The organism is Tropicimonas sp. IMCC6043 (assembly GCF_004146235.1).
GTDB lineage: Bacteria > Pseudomonadota > Alphaproteobacteria > Rhodobacterales > Rhodobacteraceae > Tropicimonas.
In genome coordinates this window covers 28,497-48,026 of the sequence record NZ_SELO01000010.1, presented here as the reverse complement: position 1 = coordinate 48,026, position 19,530 = coordinate 28,497, and the positions used below count along the sequence as shown (strand labels likewise).

The window sequence follows — 19,530 nt, the reverse complement described above, 5'->3', positions numbered from 1 at the left end:
AGGCAGTCTTGTTTCTGAAGAAAGAAACAGCTATATTGATTTCAGAAGAAGGAAGTTGCTATGGCGAGATCAGAGACGCTCCCGAGCCGAAGGGAAGTCGTGCTGACCAAGGCGGTCTGCAACGCGGCCGGGCGGCTCGGGCTCAGCCAGGCCGAGATGGCCGCCCTGCTCGGGGTCAGCGCGCCGACCGCGTCGCGGATGTTCCGTGGCGAGTATTTCCTGCACGAGGCGCGCAAGGAGTTCGAGTTCGGAACGCTGCTGCTGCGCCTCTTCCGCTCGCTCGACGCGATCACCGGCGGTGACAGCCGGGTGAACGCGGAGTGGATGCGAAACGCCAACTCGGCGCTCGGCGGCATTCCCGCGGAGCTGATCCGGACGACGATGGGGCTGGTGGATGTCGTCACCTACCTGGACAGCCGACGCGCTCCGCTCTGAGGCGGTGCCCTATTCCGGCACCGCGTGGCGGATGGTCGAGGCGCAGCACGTGGTTTCGACCATGAAGCTCGTCGACACGCTGGAGGAGCAGGAACTGCTCGAAGGGCTGATCGACGCCTCCAAGCCGCCGGTCCCGGAGGACTGCGCGCATCTCGACTACCTGCTCTACACGCCCTTTCGGTACCGGTTGCATGGTGCAGCAGGCTCGCGCTTCCGCCGCGCCGGGGCCGGGCCGGGGCTGCTCTATGCGGCCGAGCATGTCGAGACGGCGGCAGCCGAGATGGCGCATTACCGGATGCTCTTCTTCCGCGAATCCCCGGATACCCGCCCGCCGAGCGGCGCGGCGCAATACACCGCCTTCAGCATGGCAGTCACGACGCCGGTGGCGACCGACCTGACGGCGCCACCGCTCGACGCCGACCGCGCGGCCTGGACGGACCCGGTGGAATACGCGCCCTGCCAGGCGTTGGCCGAGACCGCGCGGACGGCCGGGATCGAGGTCCTCCTCTCGCACTCGGTGCGCGACGCAGAGGGGCGGCGGAACGTCACCGTCCTGGCCTGCGCCGCCTTTGCCAGCCCCGCGCCGCTCGAGCGCCAGTCCTGGTGGCTCCATGCCGACGCGCGCTCGGCGCGCGCGATCTGCGAGTTCCCGCGCCGGCAGCTCGAATTCTCTGCCTGAAACGGCTATTCGCCCCGAGAATGCTTGAACCGTGGCGCGGCAGGGTGTAGACGCGCCCGGTGGTCCTCCGGGGCCCGACTCAACCAACAAGAAATGCCGTGTTCGGCCGCTCCCGTCGCTGGGGGCCGCATCCGGCAAGGAGAAGCGACATGAAACTGCATGACCTCAGCCCCGCTGCGGGCTCCACCCCGTCCAAGAAACGCATCGCGCGCGGCCCCGGCTCCGGCAAGGGCAAGACCGCCGGTCGCGGTATCAAGGGTCAGAAATCCCGCTCGGGCGTGGCGATCAACGGCTATGAAGGCGGCCAGATGCCGCTCTACATGCGGCTGCCGAAGCGCGGCTTCAACAAGCCGAACCGCAAGTCCTGGGCGGTGGTGAACCTCGGCATCCTGCAGAAATTCATCGATGCCGGAAAGATCGACGCCAGCGCGCCGATCACCGAGGATGTCCTCGTGACCTCGGGCCTCGTGCGCCGCAAGCTGGACGGCGTCCGGGTGCTGGCCAAGGGCGACTTCTCGGCCAAGGTCGAGCTCCAGGTGTCCGGCGCGTCCAAGCCGGCCGTCGAGGCCGTCGAGAAGGCCGGCGGCTCGCTCACCGTCACGACAGCGGCAGCGGCCGAATAAGAGGTTGTGGGGGCCGGTCATGGCCCTTACTTATCCCTCACGTTTTCCAGCGCCGCCGACCGGAAGACGGTCCGGCGGCGCAGCCACATAGAGAGACCGCGAATGGCATCTGCAGCAGAGCAAATGGCGGCGAACATGAGCTGGGGTGCGCTTGGCAAAGCGACCGAGCTCCGTCAGCGCATCTTCTTCACCATCGGGCTCCTGATCGTCTACCGCCTCGGCACCTATATCCCGGTCCCCGGCATCGACGGTCAGGCGCTTCGTGACTTCATGGAGCAGGCATCGGCCGGTCTGGGCGGCATCCTGACCATGTTCACCGGCGGCGCGCTCGGCCGGATGGGGATCTTCGCCCTCGGCATCATGCCCTATATCTCGGCCTCGATCATCATCCAGCTTCTGGCCTCGATGGTGCCGCAGCTCGAGCAGCTCAAGAAAGAGGGCGAACAGGGCCGCAAGAAGATCAACCAGTATACGCGCTACGGCACGGTCTTCCTCGCGACCTTCCAGGCCTATGGCCTTGCTGTCAGCCTCGAGGCCGGCGGTCTGGCGCATGATCCCGGCTGGTTCTTCCGCGCGGCCGTGCTGATCACGCTGGTCGGCGGCACGATGTTCCTGATGTGGCTGGGCGAGCAGATCACCGCCCGCGGCATCGGCAACGGCATCTCGCTCATCATCTTCGTCGGCATCGTCGCCGAGATCCCCGCTGCTCTGGCGCGGTTCCTCGCCTCGGGCCGGTCGGGGGCGATCTCGCCGGTGCTCATCATCGGCATCCTGCTGCTGATGATCGGTCTGGTGACCTTCGTGGTCTTCATGGAGCGGGCGCTGCGCAAGATCCATATCCAGTATCCGCGCCGCCAGGTCGGCATGAAGGTCTATGACGGCGGTTCCTCGCACCTGCCGGTCAAGGTCAACCCGGCGGGCGTCATCCCGGCGATCTTCGCCTCCTCGCTGCTGCTGCTGCCGACGACGATCGCGACCTTCTCGGGTGGCAATACCGGCGCGGTGATGTCGACGATCCTCGCCTATTTCGGCCCCGGACAGCCGCTCTACCTGCTGTTCTTCGCCTCGATGATCATCTTCTTCACCTATTTCTACACGCTCAACGTGTCCTTCAAGGTGGATGACGTCGCCGACAACCTGAAGAACCAGAACGGCTTCGTGCCGGGTATCCGGCCGGGCAAGAAGACGTCGGAATACCTCGAATACGTGGTCAACCGAGTGCTGGTTCTGGGCTCTGCCTATCTCGCGATGGTGGCGCTGCTGCCGGAGATCATCCGCAACCAGCTCTCGATCCCGTTCTATTTCGGCGGCACCTCGGTGCTGATCGTGGTCTCGGTGACGATGGACACGATCCAGCAGGTCCAGTCGCACCTGCTCGCGCATCAATACGAGGGCCTGATCGAGAAATCGAACCTGCGCGGCAAGAAGCGCCAGCGCAAGGCGCCGTCGCGCCGCTAGATCGTCGCGCACACGACATACCGACCAGACGGGCGTCCTTCACGGGCGCCCGTTGTCGTTTTCCGGGCCGCCGGCCCCGCCCTGCCTGCCATTGCCAGACTCCCGGCCGGCCGCTACCGTCATCGGATACTGCGGCGTTTCCGAAACCGAGATATCCAGCGCGAGGATTCCCATGCGACCTGTTCTTCCCGGCCTCCTGTTCCTTGCCGCGGCCCTGCCTGCCGCGGCCGAAACGCTCTCCCTGCCGCAGAGCCTCATCGCGCTCAACAGCGCCGAGGGCGGGCAGATGCTGCTCTCCTCGGAGGCCAATGCGGATTATTTCGACCTTTCCATCCATTTCACCAACCAGGTCCACCCGGCCTTCTGCGGTCCGGCGACGATCGCCATGGTGCTGAATGCGCTGGAGCTGCCGCGGCCGGCCTCCGACATGACGCTGGGGCTGGGGATGTTCGACCAGGAGAACGTTTTTACCGACGCGACCGAGGCGGTGAAGCCGCGCGCCCGGATCGAGCGCGCCGGCCTGACGCTCGACGAGCTTGCCGGCATGTTCGGCGCGCATGAGGTCGCCGCCGAGGTGCATCATGCCGAGGACAGTTCGCTCGACGCCTTCCGGAAGGCCGCGATCGCGAGCCTGGAGGACGACCAGAGCTTCGTTCTGGTCAACTATCTGCGGGCCGGGATCGGCCAGGAACGGGGCGGGCACATATCGCCGCTCGGCGCCTATGACGCCGAGACCGACCGATTCCTGATTCTCGATGTCACGCGCTACAAGTATCCGCCGATCTGGGTCGAGGCGGCAGCGCTGTTCGATGCGATGAACACGCCGGATTCGGACAACGACAACCGGTCGCGCGGCTACCTGCTCGTGTCGCGCTGAGGCGCCCGGTCAGGCGGGGTGCTTTTGGCCCGTGGCCGCGGTTCGGACGGTGGCGCAGCGGGGCGTCACGGCGTAGAGGCCGTAGCGGTTCCGGTCCTGGATCACTTCCGACAGGCCCAGCAGGTCCAGCTCGACACTTTCCCCGGCGGCGACTTCACGGCTGAGAAAGCGCGCGTTCAACTCCCAATCGGCGAAATGGGTCACGCCCTGGGCCGCGATGTAGCCGCACATGCGGTTCGTTCGGGCCGCGGCGGCGGCGGGACCGTTGACGACGCCGTCGAGATTGACCACGCGGATCGTTTCGGGGGCGAAATAGGTGAGCGCGCCGCTCTGCTTCGCACCGAGCACCGTGCCGGCGGGCAGCCGGGGCAGAAGGTCCCTCGCCACGGCGGCATAGGCCATGGGCGGCGCGAAAGCGCGGGCGGAGGTGATGACCGGGCGCGCGGCGTGCAGGGCAAGCGCGGTGAAGTTCAGGCTGCAGAGGACGAGCGTCAGCATCGCCCACAGCCGGCGCGCCGGGCGCCGCGGCAGGCGCTCGAAGATCAGCGCGGCGGCGATGATCGGGACGAGCGTGTAGATCGGCGAGAAGTAGCGGTCGAAGAACCAGAAGGCGCGCAGCCAGAGCGCGTAGGCGGCCAGCAGCAGCAGGCAGGAGAGCGCAAGGGCCGTTACGGCCGTCATGCGGCGCTCGACGATCGCAATGGCGAGCGGCAGGGCGAGGATCGCGGCGACGGTGAGGGCGAAGGGAAGCGACGGCTCGAAGAGGCCGCTCGGGAAGATCGCGCCGAGGGCCAGCAGCCCCATCAATGCGGTCTGGATCGGGGTGAAGACATGCAGTGACGCGATGTGCCGCACGGCGCTGCCGCTTTCCGGGATCGGCGTGCCGCCGACCGCGAGACAGAACGCGACCCAGGGCGCCATCACGGCTGCCGCGGCGAGGCCGACCGGGAGCAGCGGACGCCAGCCGTGCCGCATCACACCGAACGCGGCGATCGGGATCAGGGCGAGGGCGCTGTCCACCCGGGCGAGGATGGCGAGCCCGCTCAGGACACCGATGGCGAGAAACCGGCCGAGGCCCGCTCCGGGCGGTGTCCGGAGGACGAGCAGGGCCACCGCGAGCAGGGTCGCCGCGGCGAGCGAGGTCTCAAGACCGTTCAGATGCGAGACAACGAAGACCGGGCCAGTCGCGATCAGCAGGCCGACGCCGGTGGCGGCCAGCCGCGACTGTGTCAGCACCAGCGCCAGCCAGGCGGCCAGCACGTTGGCGAGGACGCCGAACAGGGCGGTGATCGCGGCCAGCGCGACGGCGGCCATCTCGGGGTTGTCCATCAGCAGGAAGACCGGGACGAGAAAGGCCACGATCAGGGGCTGGAAGCCCGTGGTCAGCGTCACGCCGTCGATCGACGGACCCGCGCCCGCGGCGATGTTCCGGGCGATGGTCAGCAGGTAGTAGGTGTCGTCGGGAAAGAACAGACGGTCGAGCCGGTCGGGGCCGCCGGACAGGAAAGTGAGGCGGATCGTGATCGCGATCAGCCCGACGGCAAGCAGGACCGGCCAGGCCGGCGCGGCGGGGTTCCTGGGCAGGGGGGCTGTCGCGGTCATCGTCTCCTCATGTCGTGCAGCACCGTCGCCTCTTCCGATAGGACGCCTGTGGGGCGTCAATCGGGTGGCGGCGTGACAGCACCGAGGCAGAGGAGATGCGGCGCCGGTGTTCCGGCGGCCGCGGGGAGGGTCAGGCGGGCCGGCCGAGGATCCTGAGCCGGCTCACGCCGCCATCGGGGAAGATGTTGAAGCGCACATGGGTAACCGGACCGATATCGTGCAGTTCGGCGCGGAACTCGTGGATCGCGTCGGCGCCGAGCGACACTTCGGGGAGCACCGTCTTCCAGAACATCGAGTCGGTCACCAGCGCCTGGGTCAGTCCGTCACCGAAATTCTGCATGTCGGCGGCCAGGAGCGAGCAGCGATCGGGGAAGTTGCCCTTGAAATGCGCGGTGTCGACGCGAACGCCCTCGATCAGCCCGCGCGCGCCGAGCGCGATCACCATCCAGTCATGACCGGGCTCGCGACGGCGGCGAGTCTCCCAGCCGTCGCCCATGTTGGCACCGCGCCCCGGCGCGAGCAGGCGCGTGTAGTCGCCGTAATGCGCGTCCGACATCGCAAGGATGCGGCCGCCGTTGAGCGAGGCGGCGAGGTCAATCGCCTCGCCATCCGGCCTGGCGTCGAGCTCCGGCACGCCGAAGACACGCAGCCGCGCCACGCCGCCGTCGGGATAGATGTGGAGCCGCAGATGGGTCCAGCTCTCGTAGCTTTCGCAGCGGAAGTAATGCTGGGCGCTTGGCCCCAGCGGGCGGTGCGGCAGGATCTCGGCCCAGCGGGTTTCTTCGGTGATCTCGGTGGTGCTCGCCGCCTCAATTCGGCAGGCGGGCGCATAATTGCCGGTGAAATGCCGCGTGTCGACGTCGAAGCCGAGGATCCGCCCCGGGGCGGCGAGCTTGATCACCGCGTGGTCGTGGCCGCCGCCGCGCCGCCGCCGGGTCTCCCAGCCATCCATCCACTTGCCGTGGTCGTCGAACCTGTCGGGGTAGAAGACGGGCTCGGCGTCGGCGAGCATCCGCTCCAGCGGCGCGAAGAACTCGTCGCTGGCAGAGACGGCCCGCGCGCCGAGACCGGCGGAGGCGAGATTGATGCCGGTGCGGGCGAAGAGCGGGATGTCGGGATTGAGGGACTCGATCGTGGGCATGGTGCAACTATCTGCAAAGGGCGGCAAATCCACCGGTCCGGCGCGGCTGGCGGGCGGTCGGTTCGGAGATCTGCCGGGTTTCTGTCCGGGCCGGACACGGGCTTGCCCATTTCCTAGTCGATGCCTGCCGCGTCAGGCAAGCCCGCGTCGGCCTCTGCCTTTGCATTTGATTTCGAAAGAGCATTGCGGGAACGTCTGTCAGAGCCAACGGGAGACAGCGCGATGGACATGACGATTTTCTGGGCCTGGGCGGAATTCGCGGCGCGCTGGACGCATGTCATCACCGCGATCGCCTGGATCGGGTCCTCCTTCTATTTCATCGCTCTCGATCTCGGCCTGCGCAAGGCGCCGGACCTGGCGCCGGGCGTCTCTGGCGAGGAATGGCAGGTGCATGGCGGCGGCTTCTACCATGTCCAGAAGTATCTCGTGGCGCCGGACCGGCTGCCCGAGCATCTCGTCTGGTTCAAGTGGGAGAGCTATTCGACCTGGCTCAGCGGCGTCGTCATGCTGGTGCTGGTCTATTACATGGGGGCGGATCTCTTCCTGGTCGATCCGGCCGTTCTCGACATCCCGATCTGGCTCGCCATCGTCATTTCCTTCGCCTCGCTGTCGCTCGGCTGGCTGGCCTATGACGCGCTCTGCAAGTCGCGCTTCGGCGACGACAACACCAAGCTGATGGTGTTTCTCTACCTGGTGTTGGTGGTGCTGGCCTGGGGCTACACGCATGTCTTCTCCGGGCGCGCGGCTATGCTGCATCTGGGCGCGATCACCGCGACGGTGATGTCGGCGAACGTGTTCTTCGTCATCATCCCGAACCAGAAGATCGTCGTGGAGGATCTGAAGGCGGGGCGGGTGCCGGACGCGAAATATGGCAAGATCGCCAAGCAGCGCTCGACGCATAACAACTACCTGACCCTGCCGGTCCTGTTCCTGATGCTGTCGAACCACTACCCGCTGGCCTTCGCCAGCGAGTGGAACTGGGTGATCGCGAGCCTCGTCTTCCTGATGGGGGTGACGATCCGGCACTACTTCAACACGCTGCACGCCTCGCCCTGGCCGAAGAAGGGGCCGCTCTGGACCTGGGGGGCGACGGCGCTGCTGTTCATCGCCATCGTCGCGCTGTCAATGGCGCCGCTTTATGGCGAGGACGAGGGCTGGGACGAGGCGGTGCTGACGCCGCATCAGCAACGCTATGCCGACGCGGCGGGCTTCGAGGAGGCCTATGACGTGGTGATGACCAATTGCTCGATGTGCCACGCGCCGCAGCCCTCCTGGGAGGGGCTGGGCGTGCCGCCGAAGGGCGTCAAGCTGGTGACGATGAGCGATGTCGCCCGGCATGCGCGGGAGATCTACCTGCAGGCCGGCGTGACACACGCGATGCCGCCGGGCGTGGCGAATTACATGGAAGCCGAGGATCGTGCGACGCTGCGGCGCTGGTATCGCGGGGCGCTGGACGGGTAGGCGACGACCTCAGGAGAGACGCGCGGAGCCGCGCCATCGAAGGGCCGCGGCGCGGCGATCCGACGATGGGTCGGAGCGATTTATAGTGGGGATCCCGAACAAGCCCGAAGCGTTGCGCTGATCTCACCGTATCGCCGGGCCGTGGGTGCGGCCCGGCGATGGCGCGGCGGCCTTGCGGCCTTGCTCCGCGCCATGGTGCCGTGCTCGAACGGCAAACACTGTCAGATCTGATCGACCGACACGGCCCGATCAGACCCCATATGGCACCCAGATCGTCTTGACCTCGGTGGCGGCGGCGAGCGCCTCGCGGCTGGCGGGCGTGTCGCCGATCCCGGTGCACCATGTGCGCTTCAGGTTGCCCGCCGCGGCGCGCTCGATGGTGGCGTCGAGATCGCCGGTCGAGAGGTTCCAGACCGCGTCGACATTGAGATGCGTGGCGAGATCGGCCGCGAGCGCGTCCTGCGCGCCGGTGACGATATTGACCACGCCGGCCGGAACGTCGGAGGTCTCCAGCACCTGGTAGAAATCCGTGGCCGCGAGCGGGAATGCCTCGGAGGGAACCAGCACGACGCGGTTGCCCATGGCGACGGCCGGCGCCATCGCGGCGACGAGGCCGAGGAGCGGCCGGTCCGGCGGGCAGATCGCGCCGATGATGCCGACCGGCTCGTTGACCGCCACCGCGAGGCCCCGGAGCGGCACCGGCTTGACCGCGCCGTCATGCTTGTCGGCCCAGGCAGCATGGGTGAAGAGCAGGTCGATGGCAGCCTCGACCTCGCCGGCGCCGCCCGACCCGCCGGTCATCGCGTCGATCCGCGCGGCGAACTCGGCCGCCCGCGCCGAAAGGTTCTCGGCGATGTAAAAGAGGATCTGCGCCCTCAGATGCCCGGTCGTCCGCGACCAGCCGGCCGCCTTGTGCGCCGCCTCCACGGCGTTGCGGATGTCCTTGCGGTTGCCCGAGCCGACATGGCCGAGCAGCACGCCGGCGGGGGACCAGACCGCGCGGGAATAGCCCGAATCGGGCCGGGCCTGCTTGCCGCCGACATACATCTTCGCGGTGCGGTCGAGCGGGTCGTCGGGCGCCGGGGCCTCGGGCGCGGCGAAGGGGGCGAGGGGTCTGGCGCGGGCGGGCGCCTCCGCCGATCTGGTATAGGCGAGAAGCCCTTCCCAGCCGCCCTCGCGGCCGAAGCCGCTCTCGCGCACCCCGCCGAAACCGGCGGCGGCATCGAAGAGGTTCGTGGCGTTGACCCAGACGACGCCGGCGGCGAGCTTCGGGGCCACGTCGAGCGCGAGGTTGATATTCTCCGACCAGAGCGTTGCGGCGAGCCCGTAGCGCGTGTCGTTGGCGATCTGCACCGCTTCGGCGGGCGTGCGGAAGGTTGTGGAGACGAGGACCGGGCCGAAGATCTCCTCCTGCATCAGCCGGTCGGCGGGCGCGAGGCCGGTGATCAGCGTCGGCGGGTAGAAACACCCCTCGGGCAGGGCGACGTCCGGCTGGTAGATCTCGCCCGCGCCGGCGCCTTCGTCGACAAAACGCTTGACAGTGGCGAGCTGCACCGGGTCCACGAGCGCGCCGACGTCGATGCACTTGTCGAGCGGGTCGCCGAGGCGAAGCGCATCCATCCGGGCCCTGAGCTTGTCGTGGAACCGGTCCGCGATGCCCTCCTGCACCAGCAGGCGGGAGCCGGCGCAGCAGACTTGCCCCTGGTTGAACCAGATCGCGTCCACCAGCCCCTCGACGGCGGAATCGAGATCGGCATCCTCGAAGACGATATAGGGCGACTTGCCGCCGAGCTCGAGCGTGAGCGCCTTGCCGGAGCCGGCGGTCGCCTTGCGGATGGCGCGGCCGACGGCGGTGGAGCCGGTAAAGGCGATCTTGTCGACCGGCGCCGCGACGAGCCTCTCGCCCGCCGCGCCGTCGCCGGTAACGATGTTGACCACGCCCGCGGGCACCCCCGCCTCCTGGCAGATCTGGCCGAAGAGCAGCGCCGTCAGCGGCGTGTATTCGGCGGGCTTCAGGACCACGCTGTTGCCCATGGCGATCGCCGGGGCGATCTTCCAGGCCAGCATCAAGAGCGGGAAGTTCCAGGGGATAATCTGGCCGCAGACGCCCAAGGGCGCGCGGTCCGGCAGCTCCTCCTCCATGAGCTGCGCCATGCCGGCGTGGTAATAGAAATGCCGCGCGGCGAGAGGGATGTCGATGTCCCGGCTCTCGCGGATCGGCTTGCCGTTGTCGAGCGTCTCGAGCACGGCGAAGAGGCGGGAATGCTTCTGGAGCAGGCGGGCCAGCGCGTAGAGGACACGCGCCCGCCGGTGGCCGCCGAGCGCCGCCCAGCCCGGCTGGGCCGCCCGCGCGGCGGCGACCGCGGCATCGATATCCGCCTGGCTCGCCTGGCTCACCCGCGCCAGGAGCGCGCCATTGGCCGGGTTGCGGCTCTCGAAGCCCTCGCCGGGCGCGGTGAAGGTGCCGGCGATAAAATGACCGAAGGCGCGCGCCCGTCCGTCCAGCCAGGACTGGACCTCGGCGCCGCTCTCGGGGGCAGGTCCGTATTCCATGGATTCGAGGATATCTCTGATGGTCATTGGATAGGGCTCGCAGGTCTGGGAAAGATCTTCGGGAGATCGGTCATGGCGCTAACAGGATGATGAGGTCGATCGTGACGACGAACAGGGGAAAGCCAAAGGCGACCAGCCGGACGTCGAAGTCTCGGGCAAGGTCATCGGCCACCACGGGCATGGTTTGGCGCGCAAGCGCATAGCAGGCATTAATCCGCCGCTGAAGGTCGAGAAGCGCCAGCCAGATTGGAGCGGCCATAAGGGTGTAGAGAATTGCCCAAACGAGGCGCGGTGAGCTGAATGCGGGCATGGCTCGAAGGTCTTCGGATGCCACGACCCAGCCGCCGACGGCAACACTTGCGAGGACGAAGAACTGCACGAGTTTGGTGGCCACATCGGCGTGTTTCAAGGCGAGCTCGACCGTGTCCTTCCATGAAGCCACGGATGGCGCAGGCGGCCCCGTGGTGTGCTTATCGTCACCTAAGGGTTTCATGCCAGCGGGTGGCGGTAGGACGCCGAATAGGCGCCGGTGACATGGTGTTCGAGCTGGCGCTCGATATCGCCCAGCAGCGAGGAGGCGCCGAAGCGGAAAAGGTCGGGCTCGAGCCAGCGGCGGCCGAGTTCCTCCTTGAGCAGCATCAGGTAGGTGAGCGCATCCTTGGCGGTCGAGATGCCGCCGGCGGGCTTGTAGCCGATCTTGATGCCGGTCCTTGCCTCGAACTCGCGGATCGCCCGCATCATCACGAGCGACACCGGCAGGGTGGCGTTGACGCTCTCCTTGCCAGTCGAGGTCTTGATGAAATCGGCGCCGCCCATCATGCAGACCAGCGAGGCGCGGGCAACGTTGCGGAGTGACCCGAGCTCGCCGGTGGCCAGGATCGCCTTCACATGCGCGGCGCCACAGGCGGCACGGAACTCGCGCATCTCGTCATAGAGCGCCTGCCAGTTGCCGGTGAGCACATGGCGGCGGGAGATCACGATGTCGATCTCGGCCGCGCCCGCCTGTACCGACTGGCCGATCTCGGCGAGCCGCAGCGCGAAGGGCGAGAGGCCGGCCGGAAAGCCGGTGGAAACGGCGGCGACGGGCACGCCGGAGCCCTTGAGCGCTTCGACCGCGGTCGGCACCATCTCGTGATAGACACAGACCGCTCCGGTGGTCAGCCGGTCCAGCCCGAGTGCTGCCAGCAGGTCGGCGCGGACCGGCTGGCGCGCCTTGGCGCAGAGCCGGCGGACACGGCCGGGCGTGTCGTCGCCCGACAGTGTCGTCAGGTCGATGAGCGAGATCGCCTTCACCAGCCAGGCGGCCTGATACGCCTTCTTGACCGAGCGGCGGCCGGGCAGCGTGGCGGTGCGGCGCTCGATGGCAGAGGTATTGGCCTGGGCGCGCATCACCCAGTCCATGTCGAGCTCCATTCCTGGGTTGCGCGCCTCGCCGCGAATCTGCGGCAGATGCGCCTCCTTGCGGGCCAGCGCGGTGCCGGACTCGCTTTTCGTGGGCATGGGGACAGGTCCTCCCTTGGGCGTGTCGGGGTCAAGGTCGCATGGCCCGGCGGGGCGGGCAATAGCCAGCCGGCTCAGTCTTCGGGCAGAAGGCGGGCGAGCGTGGCGGCGGCATAGGGATCCGGTTCGGAGACATAGCGCGGCTCGAGCCGGTCGTAGCTCTTCCAGTTGGTGGTGATGGCCCGGCAATGCCAGTAGCCGAAGTCGCGGCTGCGGATCGACGAGAGCGGCGGGAACGATTCGGGGCGGTGGACGTCCCAGCCGAGGCGTTTGCGCCAGCCATCGGGGCGGATGCAGTATTTCGTCGGGCAGCGGCTGGTGCCGACTTCCGGATGCAGGTGATCGGCATGGCGGTAGGGTTCCCGCCGCTCCGGCCCCGGGTTCACCCATTCCCCGTCGAAAGCGACGATGCCGAGCGGGCTCTTCACGGCGGCGTCGAAGATCGAGCCGCGCCGGCTCCAGACCAGTTCGTCGATATCGGCGTTGAGCACTGCGCGGGCGCGCGAGAGGAAACGCATGCGCGCGAGGTTCAGCATCGCCGGTTGCAGGAACTTGGCGCCTCCGCCGCCGGTCCGGGAGCGCACCGGGCCGTAGGGTTGCGGCACCTTGAGCACGACGGCGCGCTTGAGCCCGGTGGCCGAGAGCGTCTCCAGGATGGCCTCGGGCGGATAGGCATCGGAGGCATTGTCCATCACCAGCATCGCCTCGAGCCCGTGCTCGGCGATGTGGAACCGCGCCCAGTCCGCGATCCAGTCGAGCCGGTTGTTGCGCGAGATATGCAGCGAGGCGTTGAGCCCCGCAAAGATCCCCGAGTCATCCGGGCTGAGGCCGCTCGAGGCGGTCCAGTCGCCGTCGCGGACGGTGAGCCGCTGCGCGCCGGCCGGCCGCTCCAGCGAGACGATGTCGTGCCGGCGGAAGCGGCGGATGCGGCAGATCCGGGCGCTGGCCCCGTCGATCTCCAGCGCGCCGGGCGACAGCAGCCGGCGCAGGTTCATCAGTTTCGGGCAGACGAGGCGGATCCGGTGGCCGTGGTCCACGGCGTCATACCAGAGCGTCGTGCGGTCATAGGCCTCCGCGAAACCCGGACCCTGCGCCGCCGGCGGCACGATGGAGTCGCGTTCCAGACCGCTGCCCGCGACGGAGAGCGACTGCATCGACGCAACGGAGAAATCGGCGTGATCCATGAAGCGGGTCTTAATCCGCGGCGCTGCCGTTTCCAACCGAAACAGCGCCTGTCCGGGGTCAGGTTTGGGGCGTTACGTCGCGCCCGTTCAGGGGCGCCGCCGGTCCACCGGGCTCCGGATCACTCGGCGGCCTGTGCCGGCTCCTCCCCGCCCGACAGGGCCATCCAGGCGTCGTATTGCGACAGGAAGACGCGGCCGTTCATCTCGTCGAGGAAGTGGCTGCGCTTTAGCCTGTCCATCACCGGCCCCTTCACTTCGGAGAGGTGCAGCTTGATGCCGAGATCCTTGAGCCGGAGCAGGATGGATTCGAGCGATTCGAGCGCCGAGAGATCGACCTCATTCACCGCGGGGAAGTTCAGCACGACATGCTTGAGCCGGGTGTCCTTCACGACGCGGTCATAGATGTAATCCTCGAGGAAGCGCGCATTGGCGAAATAGAGGCTCTCGTCGACGCGCAGCGTCACCACGGCGGGGTCAGTCATCACCCGGTGGCGGCAGATATTGCGGAAATGCTGCGTGCCGGGCACGAGGCCGATCTCGGCTACATGCGGGCGCGAGGTCTTGTAGAGATGCAGGAAGATCGACAGCACCACGCCTGCGGAGACACCGGCCTCCACGCCCATGCCGAGGGTCAGCAGGATCGTCGCCGAAACGGCGAAGAAATCCGCCCGAGAGAAAGTCCAGGCGCGTTTCAGGATCGAGAAATCGACGAGCGAGAGCACGGCGACGATGATCGTCGCGGCGAGCGTCGCCTTGGGCAGGAAGAAGAGCAGCGGCGTCAGCACGAGCGCCGCGAGCAGGATGCCGAGGGCAGTGAAGGCGCCGGCGGCGGGAGTCTCGGCGCCGGCATCGAAATTCACCACCGAGCGGGAGAAACCGCCGGTCACCGGGTAGCCACCGGAGATCGCGGCGGCGATGTTGGAGGTGCCGAGGCCGATCAGCTCCTGGTCCGGGTCGATCCGCTGGCGCCGCTTGGCGGCGAGCGTCTGGGCAACCGAAACCGATTCGACGAAGCCGATGATCGAGATGAGGATCGCCGAGCCGATCAGCGTCGACCACATGCCGAGATCGAAACTGGGCGCGGTGAGCGGCGGCAGCCCGCCGGGGATCTCGCCGACAATGGCGACGCCGCGCTGATCGAGCCCGAGGATCCAGACGAAGAGCGTGGTCACGACAACCGCCGCCACCGGGCCGGCCTTTGCGGCGATATCGGCCATGCGGGCCGAGACGCCCCGGGCGCGCAGCAGCGGCTTCAGCCCCTTGCGGACCCAGAACAGGAAGCCGGTGGCGGCGACGCCGATGGCGAGCGTCCAGAGATTGGTCTGGCCGAGATGGGCCAGCAGGCTCTCCAGCGTCTCGAGGAGGTTATGACCGGAGGCCGGGATCCCGAGGATGTGCTTGAGCTGGCTGGCGGCGATCAGGATGCCCGAGGCGGTGATGAAGCCGGCGATCACCGGGTGGGAGAGAAAATTCGCCACGAAGCCGAGGCGAAAGAGCCCCATCGCGGTGAGGAAGAGCCCCGAGAGGAAGGCCAGTGTGACCGCGGCGAGCGCGATGGCGCCCGGGTCGCTGAGGCCGAGATTGCCGACCGCGGCGGCGGTCATCAGCGAGACCACGGCGACCGGGCCGACGGCCAGCGCGCGGGACGTGCCGAAGACGGCATAGGCGACGAGCGGCAGGATCGAGGCGTAGAGCCCCATCTCCGCCGGCAGCCCCGCAAGCAGCGCATAGGCGAGCGATTGCGGGATCAGCATGATCGTGACGATCACAGCGGCGAGCGCGTCGCTCTCAAATGTTTGGCGGTCATACTGGCTGCCCCAGTCGAGAATGGGCAGGTAGCGGCGGAGAAACGCGGGCATCTTCAGAACCTTGAGGGGTGGGAGAGGCCGGCGCGTGCGGAGCCGCGCCGGCCGTTCGTGTCAGACCGTGGCACCGTCGCCGGTGACCTTCTCGGGCTTGGCCATCCATTCGCGGCCCTTGAGCATGGCGCGCCAATAGACCGGTGGCAGCAGCATCTCCTTGAGGATCCAGGCGGCGCGGGTAGGCTTCTTGCCGTTGATCAGCCAGGTCGGCAGGATCGGCATGATGGTGCCGCCATAGCCGAACTCGGCCAGCACGATCTTGCCCTTCTCGACGGTGAGCGGGCAGGAGCCGTAGCCGGTATAGGCGCCCTGGGGCGAGCCGCCGAGGATGTCGGCGGTGACGTTGGCGGCCACCACCGGCGCCTGCATCCGCGCCGCGGCGGCGGTCTTGGCATTGGGCGCGTTCATCACGTCGCCGAGCGACCAGATGTTCTCGTAGGTCTTGTGCTGGAGCGTGATCTGGTCGACGTCGACCCAGCCCGCTGCGTCCGCGAGCGGCGAGACGCGGATGAAATCGGGCGCAGTCTGGGGTGGGCAGACATGCATCATGTCGAACTCGACCTCGACCGTGGTGGGCTCCGTGTCCGGCGCCTTCACCTCGAACGTGGCCTTTTTCGCGGGGCCGTCGACGGCGACGAGGTTGTGGAAGAAATCGAGATGTGCGCCGTATTTCTCGACATATTCCATAAGGGCCGGCACGTAGTCCTTCACCCCGAAGAGCACGCCGCCGGCATTCATGAAATGGATGTCGATATCCTTCAGGCGTTCTTGGCGGTGCCAGTGGTCGGCCGAGAGATACATCGCCTTTTGCGGCGCGCCGGCGCATTTGATCGGCATCGGCGGCTGGGTGAAGAGCGCGCGGCCCTCCTTCATCTCCTGCACGAGCTGCCATGTGTAGGGCGCGAGGTCGTAGCGGTAGTTCGAGGTCACGCCGTTCTTGCCGAGCGTGTCGACAAGCCCCTCAACCGCGTGCCAGTCGAGCTTGAGGCCCGGGCAGACGATCAGCCGGTCGTATTTCACCACCCGGCAGCCGTCGAGGATCACCGCGTCGTTCTTGGGCTCGAAGGCGGCGACGGCGGCCTTGATCCAGTGGACGCCCTTGGGGATCAGGCTCGCCATGGTGCGCGCGGTGGTGGCCGGGTCAAAGATGCCGGCGCCGACCATGGTCCAGCCCGGCTGGTAGTAGTGGATGTCGGCCGGGTCGATCAGGGCGATGTTGAGGTCACGCATCCGTGCCTTCAGCGAGGCCGCAACCGAGATGCCGCCGGCGCCGCCGCCGACGATCACCACGTCGAATTTCGCGTCACCGGTATCGGTGGGCGTCTTGCCGCCATTGACGATGCGGCGGACCACGCCGCCCATGTCATAGCCCGCGGCCTTGGCGGTGGCGAGGATCCTGGTGGTTTCCATGTCCTTCGCGTGGGAAAGCGACCAGAGCGTCGTCGAGCGCATCCCGGAACGGCAATAGGCAAGCACCGGACCGGGCAACTCGGTCAGCGCCTGCCCGAATTCCACGGCCTGTTCGTCCTGCACCATTCCGGAGGTGACCGGCAGGTAGCGGCATTCCAGCCCGAGCCCCTGTGCCGTCATCTCGATTTCCTCGAAGGTCGGCTGGTCGTTGCCCTCGCCGTCGGGACGGTTGCAGATGATCGCGCGGAACCCGGCCTCCTTGATCTTCGGGAGGTCCTCCGCCGTGATCTGCCCCGCGACGGAGATGCTGTCTGTCAGTTTCTTGATGTCCATTCAGTGTCCTCCACTTGGCGGATGACCGGGATGCCGCGTTCGGGCGCCCCGGCTGGGGGTCTCTCCGTCCGGGTCGGGCTCGGCCTCAGAGGCCGTTGACCGGCACTTTCAGCATCGGGTTGCCCTGGTCGTCCTTCGGCACCTCGCCGGCGCGCATGTTGACCTGCAGCGAGGGGATGATCAGGTTCGGCATCTTGAGCGTGGCGTCGCGCTCGGTGCGGAACTTGATGAAGTCTTCGCGGCTCTTGCCCTCGCCGACATGGATGTTGTGCTTTCTCTCGTCACCGACCGTGGTTTCCCACTCGATGTCGCGGCCGTTGGGGCCGTAATCGTGGCACATGAAGAGGCGCATCTCGTCGGGCAGGGACAGCACCTTCATGATCGAATCATAGAGCACGCCCGCATCGCCGCCGGGGAAGTCGGCCCGGGCCGAACCGCCATCGGGCATGAAGAGCGTGTCGCCGACAAAAGCGGCGTCGCCCACGACATGGGTCATGCAGGCCGGCGTGTGGCCCGGCGTGTGGATCGCGAAGGCGGTCATGCCGCCGATCTGGTAGCTGTCGCCATCCTTGAACAGCGCGTCGAACTGCGAGCCGTCGCGCTGGAACTCGGTGCCCTCGTTGAAAACCTTGCCGAAGGTGTCCTGCACGACGGTGATGTTCTCGCCGATGCCGATCTTGCCGCCGAGCTTCGCCTGGATATAAGGCGCGGCCGAGAGGTGGTCGGCATGGACATGGGTCTCGATCAGCCATTCGAGCGTGAGGCCGTTCTCCTGCACATAGGCGATCAGTTCGTCGGCATGCTCATAGGTGATGCGGCCGGCGGCGTAGTCGATATCCATCACCGAGTCGATGATGGCGCAGGAGCTCGAGCCCGGATCCTTGACGATATAGGAGATCGTGTGGGTCTGGGGATCGAAGAAGCCCTTGACGTCGGGCTTCAGGGACAGGTCGACGGGATAGGTCATCGGGTCCTCCTTTGAATTCAGTCTTTGTAGCTCTCGCCGGGGGCCTCGGGAAGCGGCCCGCGCGGCGCGTGCGAGATCGGGCCGTGGGCGACCGGCTTGTGATGGTCCGGGCCCCAGGGCGTCTGGAAGCGCCTGGCGGCGTGGGTGTTGATGTAGCGGGCGACGCCCATGCCGGCGACGAGCGCGAGAGCGAAGATCAGCACCTCGCTCCGGCCGGTGCCGATGGCAGGCAGCGCGCCTCCGGGGCAGAAGCCGGAGAGGCCCCAGCCAACTCCGAAGATCGCGGAGCCGCCGAGCAGCTTGACGTCGATCTTCTGGTTCTGCGGCAGGTGGAAGACGTGGTCGAAGCTCGGCCCCGGCCGCTTCAGCACGAAGCGGTAGCCGAAGAAGGCGACGACGACGGCGCTGGCCATGACGAAGGCAAGAGAGGGATCCCAGGTGCCTGCGAAATCGAAGAAGTTCAGCACCTTCTCCGGGTTCGCCATGCCCGAGATCGAAATCCCCAGCCCGAAGATCAGGCCGATCAGGTAAACCGAAACAAGCCGCATCGCCTAGCCCCCCACCACGTGGCGCACGACATAGACGGTGATCGCCGTCGTCGCCATGAAGGTCAGCACTGCCGCCAGCGAGCGCGGCGACAGCCGGGCCAGTCCGCAGACGCCGTGACCGGACGTGCAGCCCGAGCCATAGGAGACGCCGATACCGACAAGGAAGCCGCCGACAACCAGCGACAGCGTCGACACCGGAACGGTGATCTCCGGCCAGCTTCCCGTCAGGGTCAGATAGGCCGCCGGACCGGAGATCATGCCGGCGAGCAGGAACCAGCGCCATGCGCGGTCGTCCTCGGCGAAGAAGGCGGCGGAGAGGATTCCCGTCGCGCCCATGATGCGGCCGATCGAGGCCATCAGGAGCGTTGTCGCAAGCCCGATCAACCCGCCGCCAAGAAGCGCCGGCAGGGGCGTAAAATCAACGATAGTCATGTATTAGGCGTCGTCCGCTTTGTTGGTCTTGATGCCGAGGATCGAGTAGGGCGGGCAGTAGCCGAGAGCCGAGGTGGCCAGCAACACAAGGCCGACCACGGCGGCAATCACGGTCCAGAGCGTGCTCCAGCCGCCGGTGAAGGCGAGAACGAGCAAGATGATACCCACTATGGCACGCACGATCCGATCGATGGATCCCATGTTCTTGGTCATTTCACTTTCCCTTTCAAAGGCCGGTCCGGCGGACCGGCAGGTAACATGAGCCTGACCCGATTCACGGGCAGATGGAAAGCGATCTAAACCCGCCGGTTCACAAATTCAAGTTGCCGAATGTGAACTTTCTGTGCGGCGCCCTGCGGCCGTCGCGGCCCGCCGGGGCGAAAACACGGGAATGTCGCAGCCAAATCGCCGCCGAGGCCCTTGACCTTCCCTCCGGCAACGGCGGAATACTTGAGGGCCGCGCGG

Annotated in this window: 19 protein-coding genes; 6 read left to right on the top strand and 13 right to left on the bottom strand. The window is 67.3% G+C overall.

Translation table 11 applies throughout. From position 1 onward, the window contains the following. Positions 1-60: 60 nt before the first annotated feature. The 4 genes from EU800_RS11655 to secY all read left to right on the top strand — a co-directional run bounded on the left by EU800_RS11655 (position 61) and on the right by secY (position 3,195). The gene (locus EU800_RS11655; RefSeq protein ID WP_129632265.1) at positions 61-435 is read left to right on the top strand and encodes an XRE family transcriptional regulator; all 375 of its coding nucleotides are present in this window, start codon (positions 61-63) and stop codon (positions 433-435) included. Further along, on the top strand, positions 395-1,114 hold the full coding sequence (locus tag EU800_RS11650; RefSeq protein WP_129632262.1) for an RES family NAD+ phosphorylase: 720 nt from the start codon (positions 395-397) through the stop codon (positions 1,112-1,114). Before EU800_RS11655 ends, EU800_RS11650 begins: the two co-directional genes overlap by 41 nt. A gap of 149 nt (positions 1,115-1,263) precedes the next feature. Continuing rightward, positions 1,264-1,737, top strand: a complete 474-nt coding sequence (gene rplO / locus EU800_RS11645) for a 50S ribosomal protein L15 (RefSeq protein ID WP_129632259.1) — start codon at positions 1,264-1,266, stop codon at positions 1,735-1,737. Positions 1,738-1,839: 102 nt separating this feature from the next. Next, on the top strand, positions 1,840-3,195 hold the full coding sequence (gene secY, locus EU800_RS11640) for a preprotein translocase subunit SecY (protein WP_129632256.1): 1,356 nt from the start codon (positions 1,840-1,842) through the stop codon (positions 3,193-3,195). Positions 3,196-3,234: 39 nt separating this feature from the next. Here secY and EU800_RS27925 read toward each other — a convergent pair whose 3' ends face one another. Beyond that, positions 3,235-3,369 carry a hypothetical protein gene (locus EU800_RS27925; RefSeq protein WP_256369765.1) on the bottom strand — a complete coding sequence of 45 codons (135 nt, stop codon included), beginning with the start codon at positions 3,367-3,369 and terminating at the stop codon, positions 3,235-3,237. Here EU800_RS27925 and EU800_RS11635 point away from each other — a divergent pair. Next, positions 3,368-4,072 (top strand): phytochelatin synthase family protein, encoded by a 705-nt coding sequence (locus tag EU800_RS11635; protein WP_129632253.1) that lies wholly within the window; start codon positions 3,368-3,370, stop codon positions 4,070-4,072. The genes EU800_RS27925 and EU800_RS11635 overlap by 2 nt on opposite strands. A gap of 9 nt (positions 4,073-4,081) precedes the next feature. Here the strand turns inward: EU800_RS11635 and EU800_RS11630 are convergent, their stop codons facing one another. Together EU800_RS11630 and alc are read right to left on the bottom strand one after the other, a co-directional pair. Next, complete coding sequence (locus tag EU800_RS11630) at positions 4,082-5,674, bottom strand: hypothetical protein (RefSeq protein ID WP_129632250.1); 1,593 nt, start codon at positions 5,672-5,674, stop codon at positions 4,082-4,084. Positions 5,675-5,804: 130 nt separating this feature from the next. Next, positions 5,805-6,815 (bottom strand): allantoicase, encoded by a 1,011-nt coding sequence (alc, locus tag EU800_RS11625; protein WP_129632247.1) that lies wholly within the window; start codon positions 6,813-6,815, stop codon positions 5,805-5,807. A gap of 222 nt (positions 6,816-7,037) precedes the next feature. Here alc and EU800_RS11620 point away from each other — a divergent pair, with 222 nt between their 5' ends. Continuing rightward, the gene (locus tag EU800_RS11620) at positions 7,038-8,276 is read left to right on the top strand and encodes a urate hydroxylase PuuD (protein WP_129632244.1); all 1,239 of its coding nucleotides are present in this window, start codon (positions 7,038-7,040) and stop codon (positions 8,274-8,276) included. Between the two features lie 249 nt (positions 8,277-8,525). On the opposite strand, the gene EU800_RS11615 is transcribed toward EU800_RS11620, so the two are convergent. From EU800_RS11615 to EU800_RS11570, 10 genes are all read right to left on the bottom strand, one after another. Then, positions 8,526-10,856: an aldehyde dehydrogenase family protein gene (locus EU800_RS11615; protein WP_129632241.1), complete on the bottom strand. Its 2,331-nt coding sequence runs from the start codon at positions 10,854-10,856 to the stop codon at positions 8,526-8,528. A gap of 43 nt (positions 10,857-10,899) precedes the next feature. Further along, positions 10,900-11,238, bottom strand: a complete 339-nt coding sequence (locus tag EU800_RS11610) for a hypothetical protein (protein ID WP_129632238.1) — start codon at positions 11,236-11,238, stop codon at positions 10,900-10,902. Positions 11,239-11,318: 80 nt separating this feature from the next. Continuing rightward, positions 11,319-12,329, bottom strand: coding sequence for a deoxyribose-phosphate aldolase (deoC, locus tag EU800_RS11605; RefSeq protein WP_129632235.1), 1,011 nt, complete (start codon positions 12,327-12,329; stop codon positions 11,319-11,321). 74 nt (positions 12,330-12,403) lie between these two features. Further along, positions 12,404-13,513 (bottom strand): hypothetical protein, encoded by a 1,110-nt coding sequence (locus tag EU800_RS11600; RefSeq protein ID WP_129632232.1) that lies wholly within the window; start codon positions 13,511-13,513, stop codon positions 12,404-12,406. Between the two features lie 119 nt (positions 13,514-13,632). Continuing rightward, positions 13,633-15,372, bottom strand: coding sequence for a SulP family inorganic anion transporter (locus tag EU800_RS11595; protein ID WP_129632229.1), 1,740 nt, complete (start codon positions 15,370-15,372; stop codon positions 13,633-13,635). A 60-nt stretch (positions 15,373-15,432) separates the two neighbouring features. Beyond that, complete coding sequence (locus EU800_RS11590; RefSeq protein ID WP_129632226.1) at positions 15,433-17,118, bottom strand: bifunctional protein tyrosine phosphatase family protein/NAD(P)/FAD-dependent oxidoreductase; 1,686 nt, start codon at positions 17,116-17,118, stop codon at positions 15,433-15,435. 85 nt (positions 17,119-17,203) lie between these two features. Beyond that, entirely contained in the window at positions 17,204-18,085 is an 882-nt protein-coding gene (locus tag EU800_RS11585) for an MBL fold metallo-hydrolase (RefSeq protein ID WP_129632223.1), read from the bottom strand. Between the two features lie 17 nt (positions 18,086-18,102). Then, positions 18,103-18,633: a YeeE/YedE family protein gene (locus EU800_RS11580; RefSeq protein ID WP_129632220.1), complete on the bottom strand. Its 531-nt coding sequence runs from the start codon at positions 18,631-18,633 to the stop codon at positions 18,103-18,105. Positions 18,634-18,636: 3 nt separating this feature from the next. After that, positions 18,637-19,065, bottom strand: coding sequence for a YeeE/YedE family protein (locus EU800_RS11575; RefSeq protein ID WP_129632217.1), 429 nt, complete (start codon positions 19,063-19,065; stop codon positions 18,637-18,639). Positions 19,066-19,068: 3 nt separating this feature from the next. Further along, on the bottom strand, positions 19,069-19,278 hold the full coding sequence (locus tag EU800_RS11570) for a DUF2892 domain-containing protein (RefSeq protein ID WP_129632214.1): 210 nt from the start codon (positions 19,276-19,278) through the stop codon (positions 19,069-19,071). Positions 19,279-19,530: the final 252 nt, after the last annotated feature.

Coding starts and splice junctions, on each gene's coding strand:
- EU800_RS11655 (WP_129632265.1), top strand. CDS start 61: ATGGCGAGATCAGAGACGCTCCCGAGCCGAAGGGAAGTCGTGCTGACC.
- EU800_RS11650 (WP_129632262.1), top strand. CDS start 395: ATGTCGTCACCTACCTGGACAGCCGACGCGCTCCGCTCTGAGGCGGTG.
- rplO (WP_129632259.1), top strand. CDS start 1,264: ATGAAACTGCATGACCTCAGCCCCGCTGCGGGCTCCACCCCGTCCAAG.
- secY (WP_129632256.1), top strand. CDS start 1,840: ATGGCATCTGCAGCAGAGCAAATGGCGGCGAACATGAGCTGGGGTGCG.
- EU800_RS11635 (WP_129632253.1), top strand. CDS start 3,368: ATGCGACCTGTTCTTCCCGGCCTCCTGTTCCTTGCCGCGGCCCTGCCT.
- EU800_RS27925 (WP_256369765.1), bottom strand. CDS start 3,369: ATGGGAATCCTCGCGCTGGATATCTCGGTTTCGGAAACGCCGCAGTAT.
- EU800_RS11630 (WP_129632250.1), bottom strand. CDS start 5,674: ATGACCGCGACAGCCCCCCTGCCCAGGAACCCCGCCGCGCCGGCCTGG.
- alc (WP_129632247.1), bottom strand. CDS start 6,815: ATGCCCACGATCGAGTCCCTCAATCCCGACATCCCGCTCTTCGCCCGC.
- EU800_RS11620 (WP_129632244.1), top strand. CDS start 7,038: ATGGACATGACGATTTTCTGGGCCTGGGCGGAATTCGCGGCGCGCTGG.
- EU800_RS11615 (WP_129632241.1), bottom strand. CDS start 10,856: ATGACCATCAGAGATATCCTCGAATCCATGGAATACGGACCTGCCCCC.
- deoC (WP_129632235.1), bottom strand. CDS start 12,329: ATGCCCACGAAAAGCGAGTCCGGCACCGCGCTGGCCCGCAAGGAGGCG.
- EU800_RS11600 (WP_129632232.1), bottom strand. CDS start 13,513: ATGGATCACGCCGATTTCTCCGTTGCGTCGATGCAGTCGCTCTCCGTC.
- EU800_RS11595 (WP_129632229.1), bottom strand. CDS start 15,372: ATGCCCGCGTTTCTCCGCCGCTACCTGCCCATTCTCGACTGGGGCAGC.
- EU800_RS11590 (WP_129632226.1), bottom strand. CDS start 17,118: ATGGACATCAAGAAACTGACAGACAGCATCTCCGTCGCGGGGCAGATC.
- EU800_RS11585 (WP_129632223.1), bottom strand. CDS start 18,085: ATGACCTATCCCGTCGACCTGTCCCTGAAGCCCGACGTCAAGGGCTTC.
- EU800_RS11580 (WP_129632220.1), bottom strand. CDS start 18,633: ATGCGGCTTGTTTCGGTTTACCTGATCGGCCTGATCTTCGGGCTGGGG.
- EU800_RS11575 (WP_129632217.1), bottom strand. CDS start 19,065: ATGACTATCGTTGATTTTACGCCCCTGCCGGCGCTTCTTGGCGGCGGG.
- EU800_RS11570 (WP_129632214.1), bottom strand. CDS start 19,278: ATGACCAAGAACATGGGATCCATCGATCGGATCGTGCGTGCCATAGTG.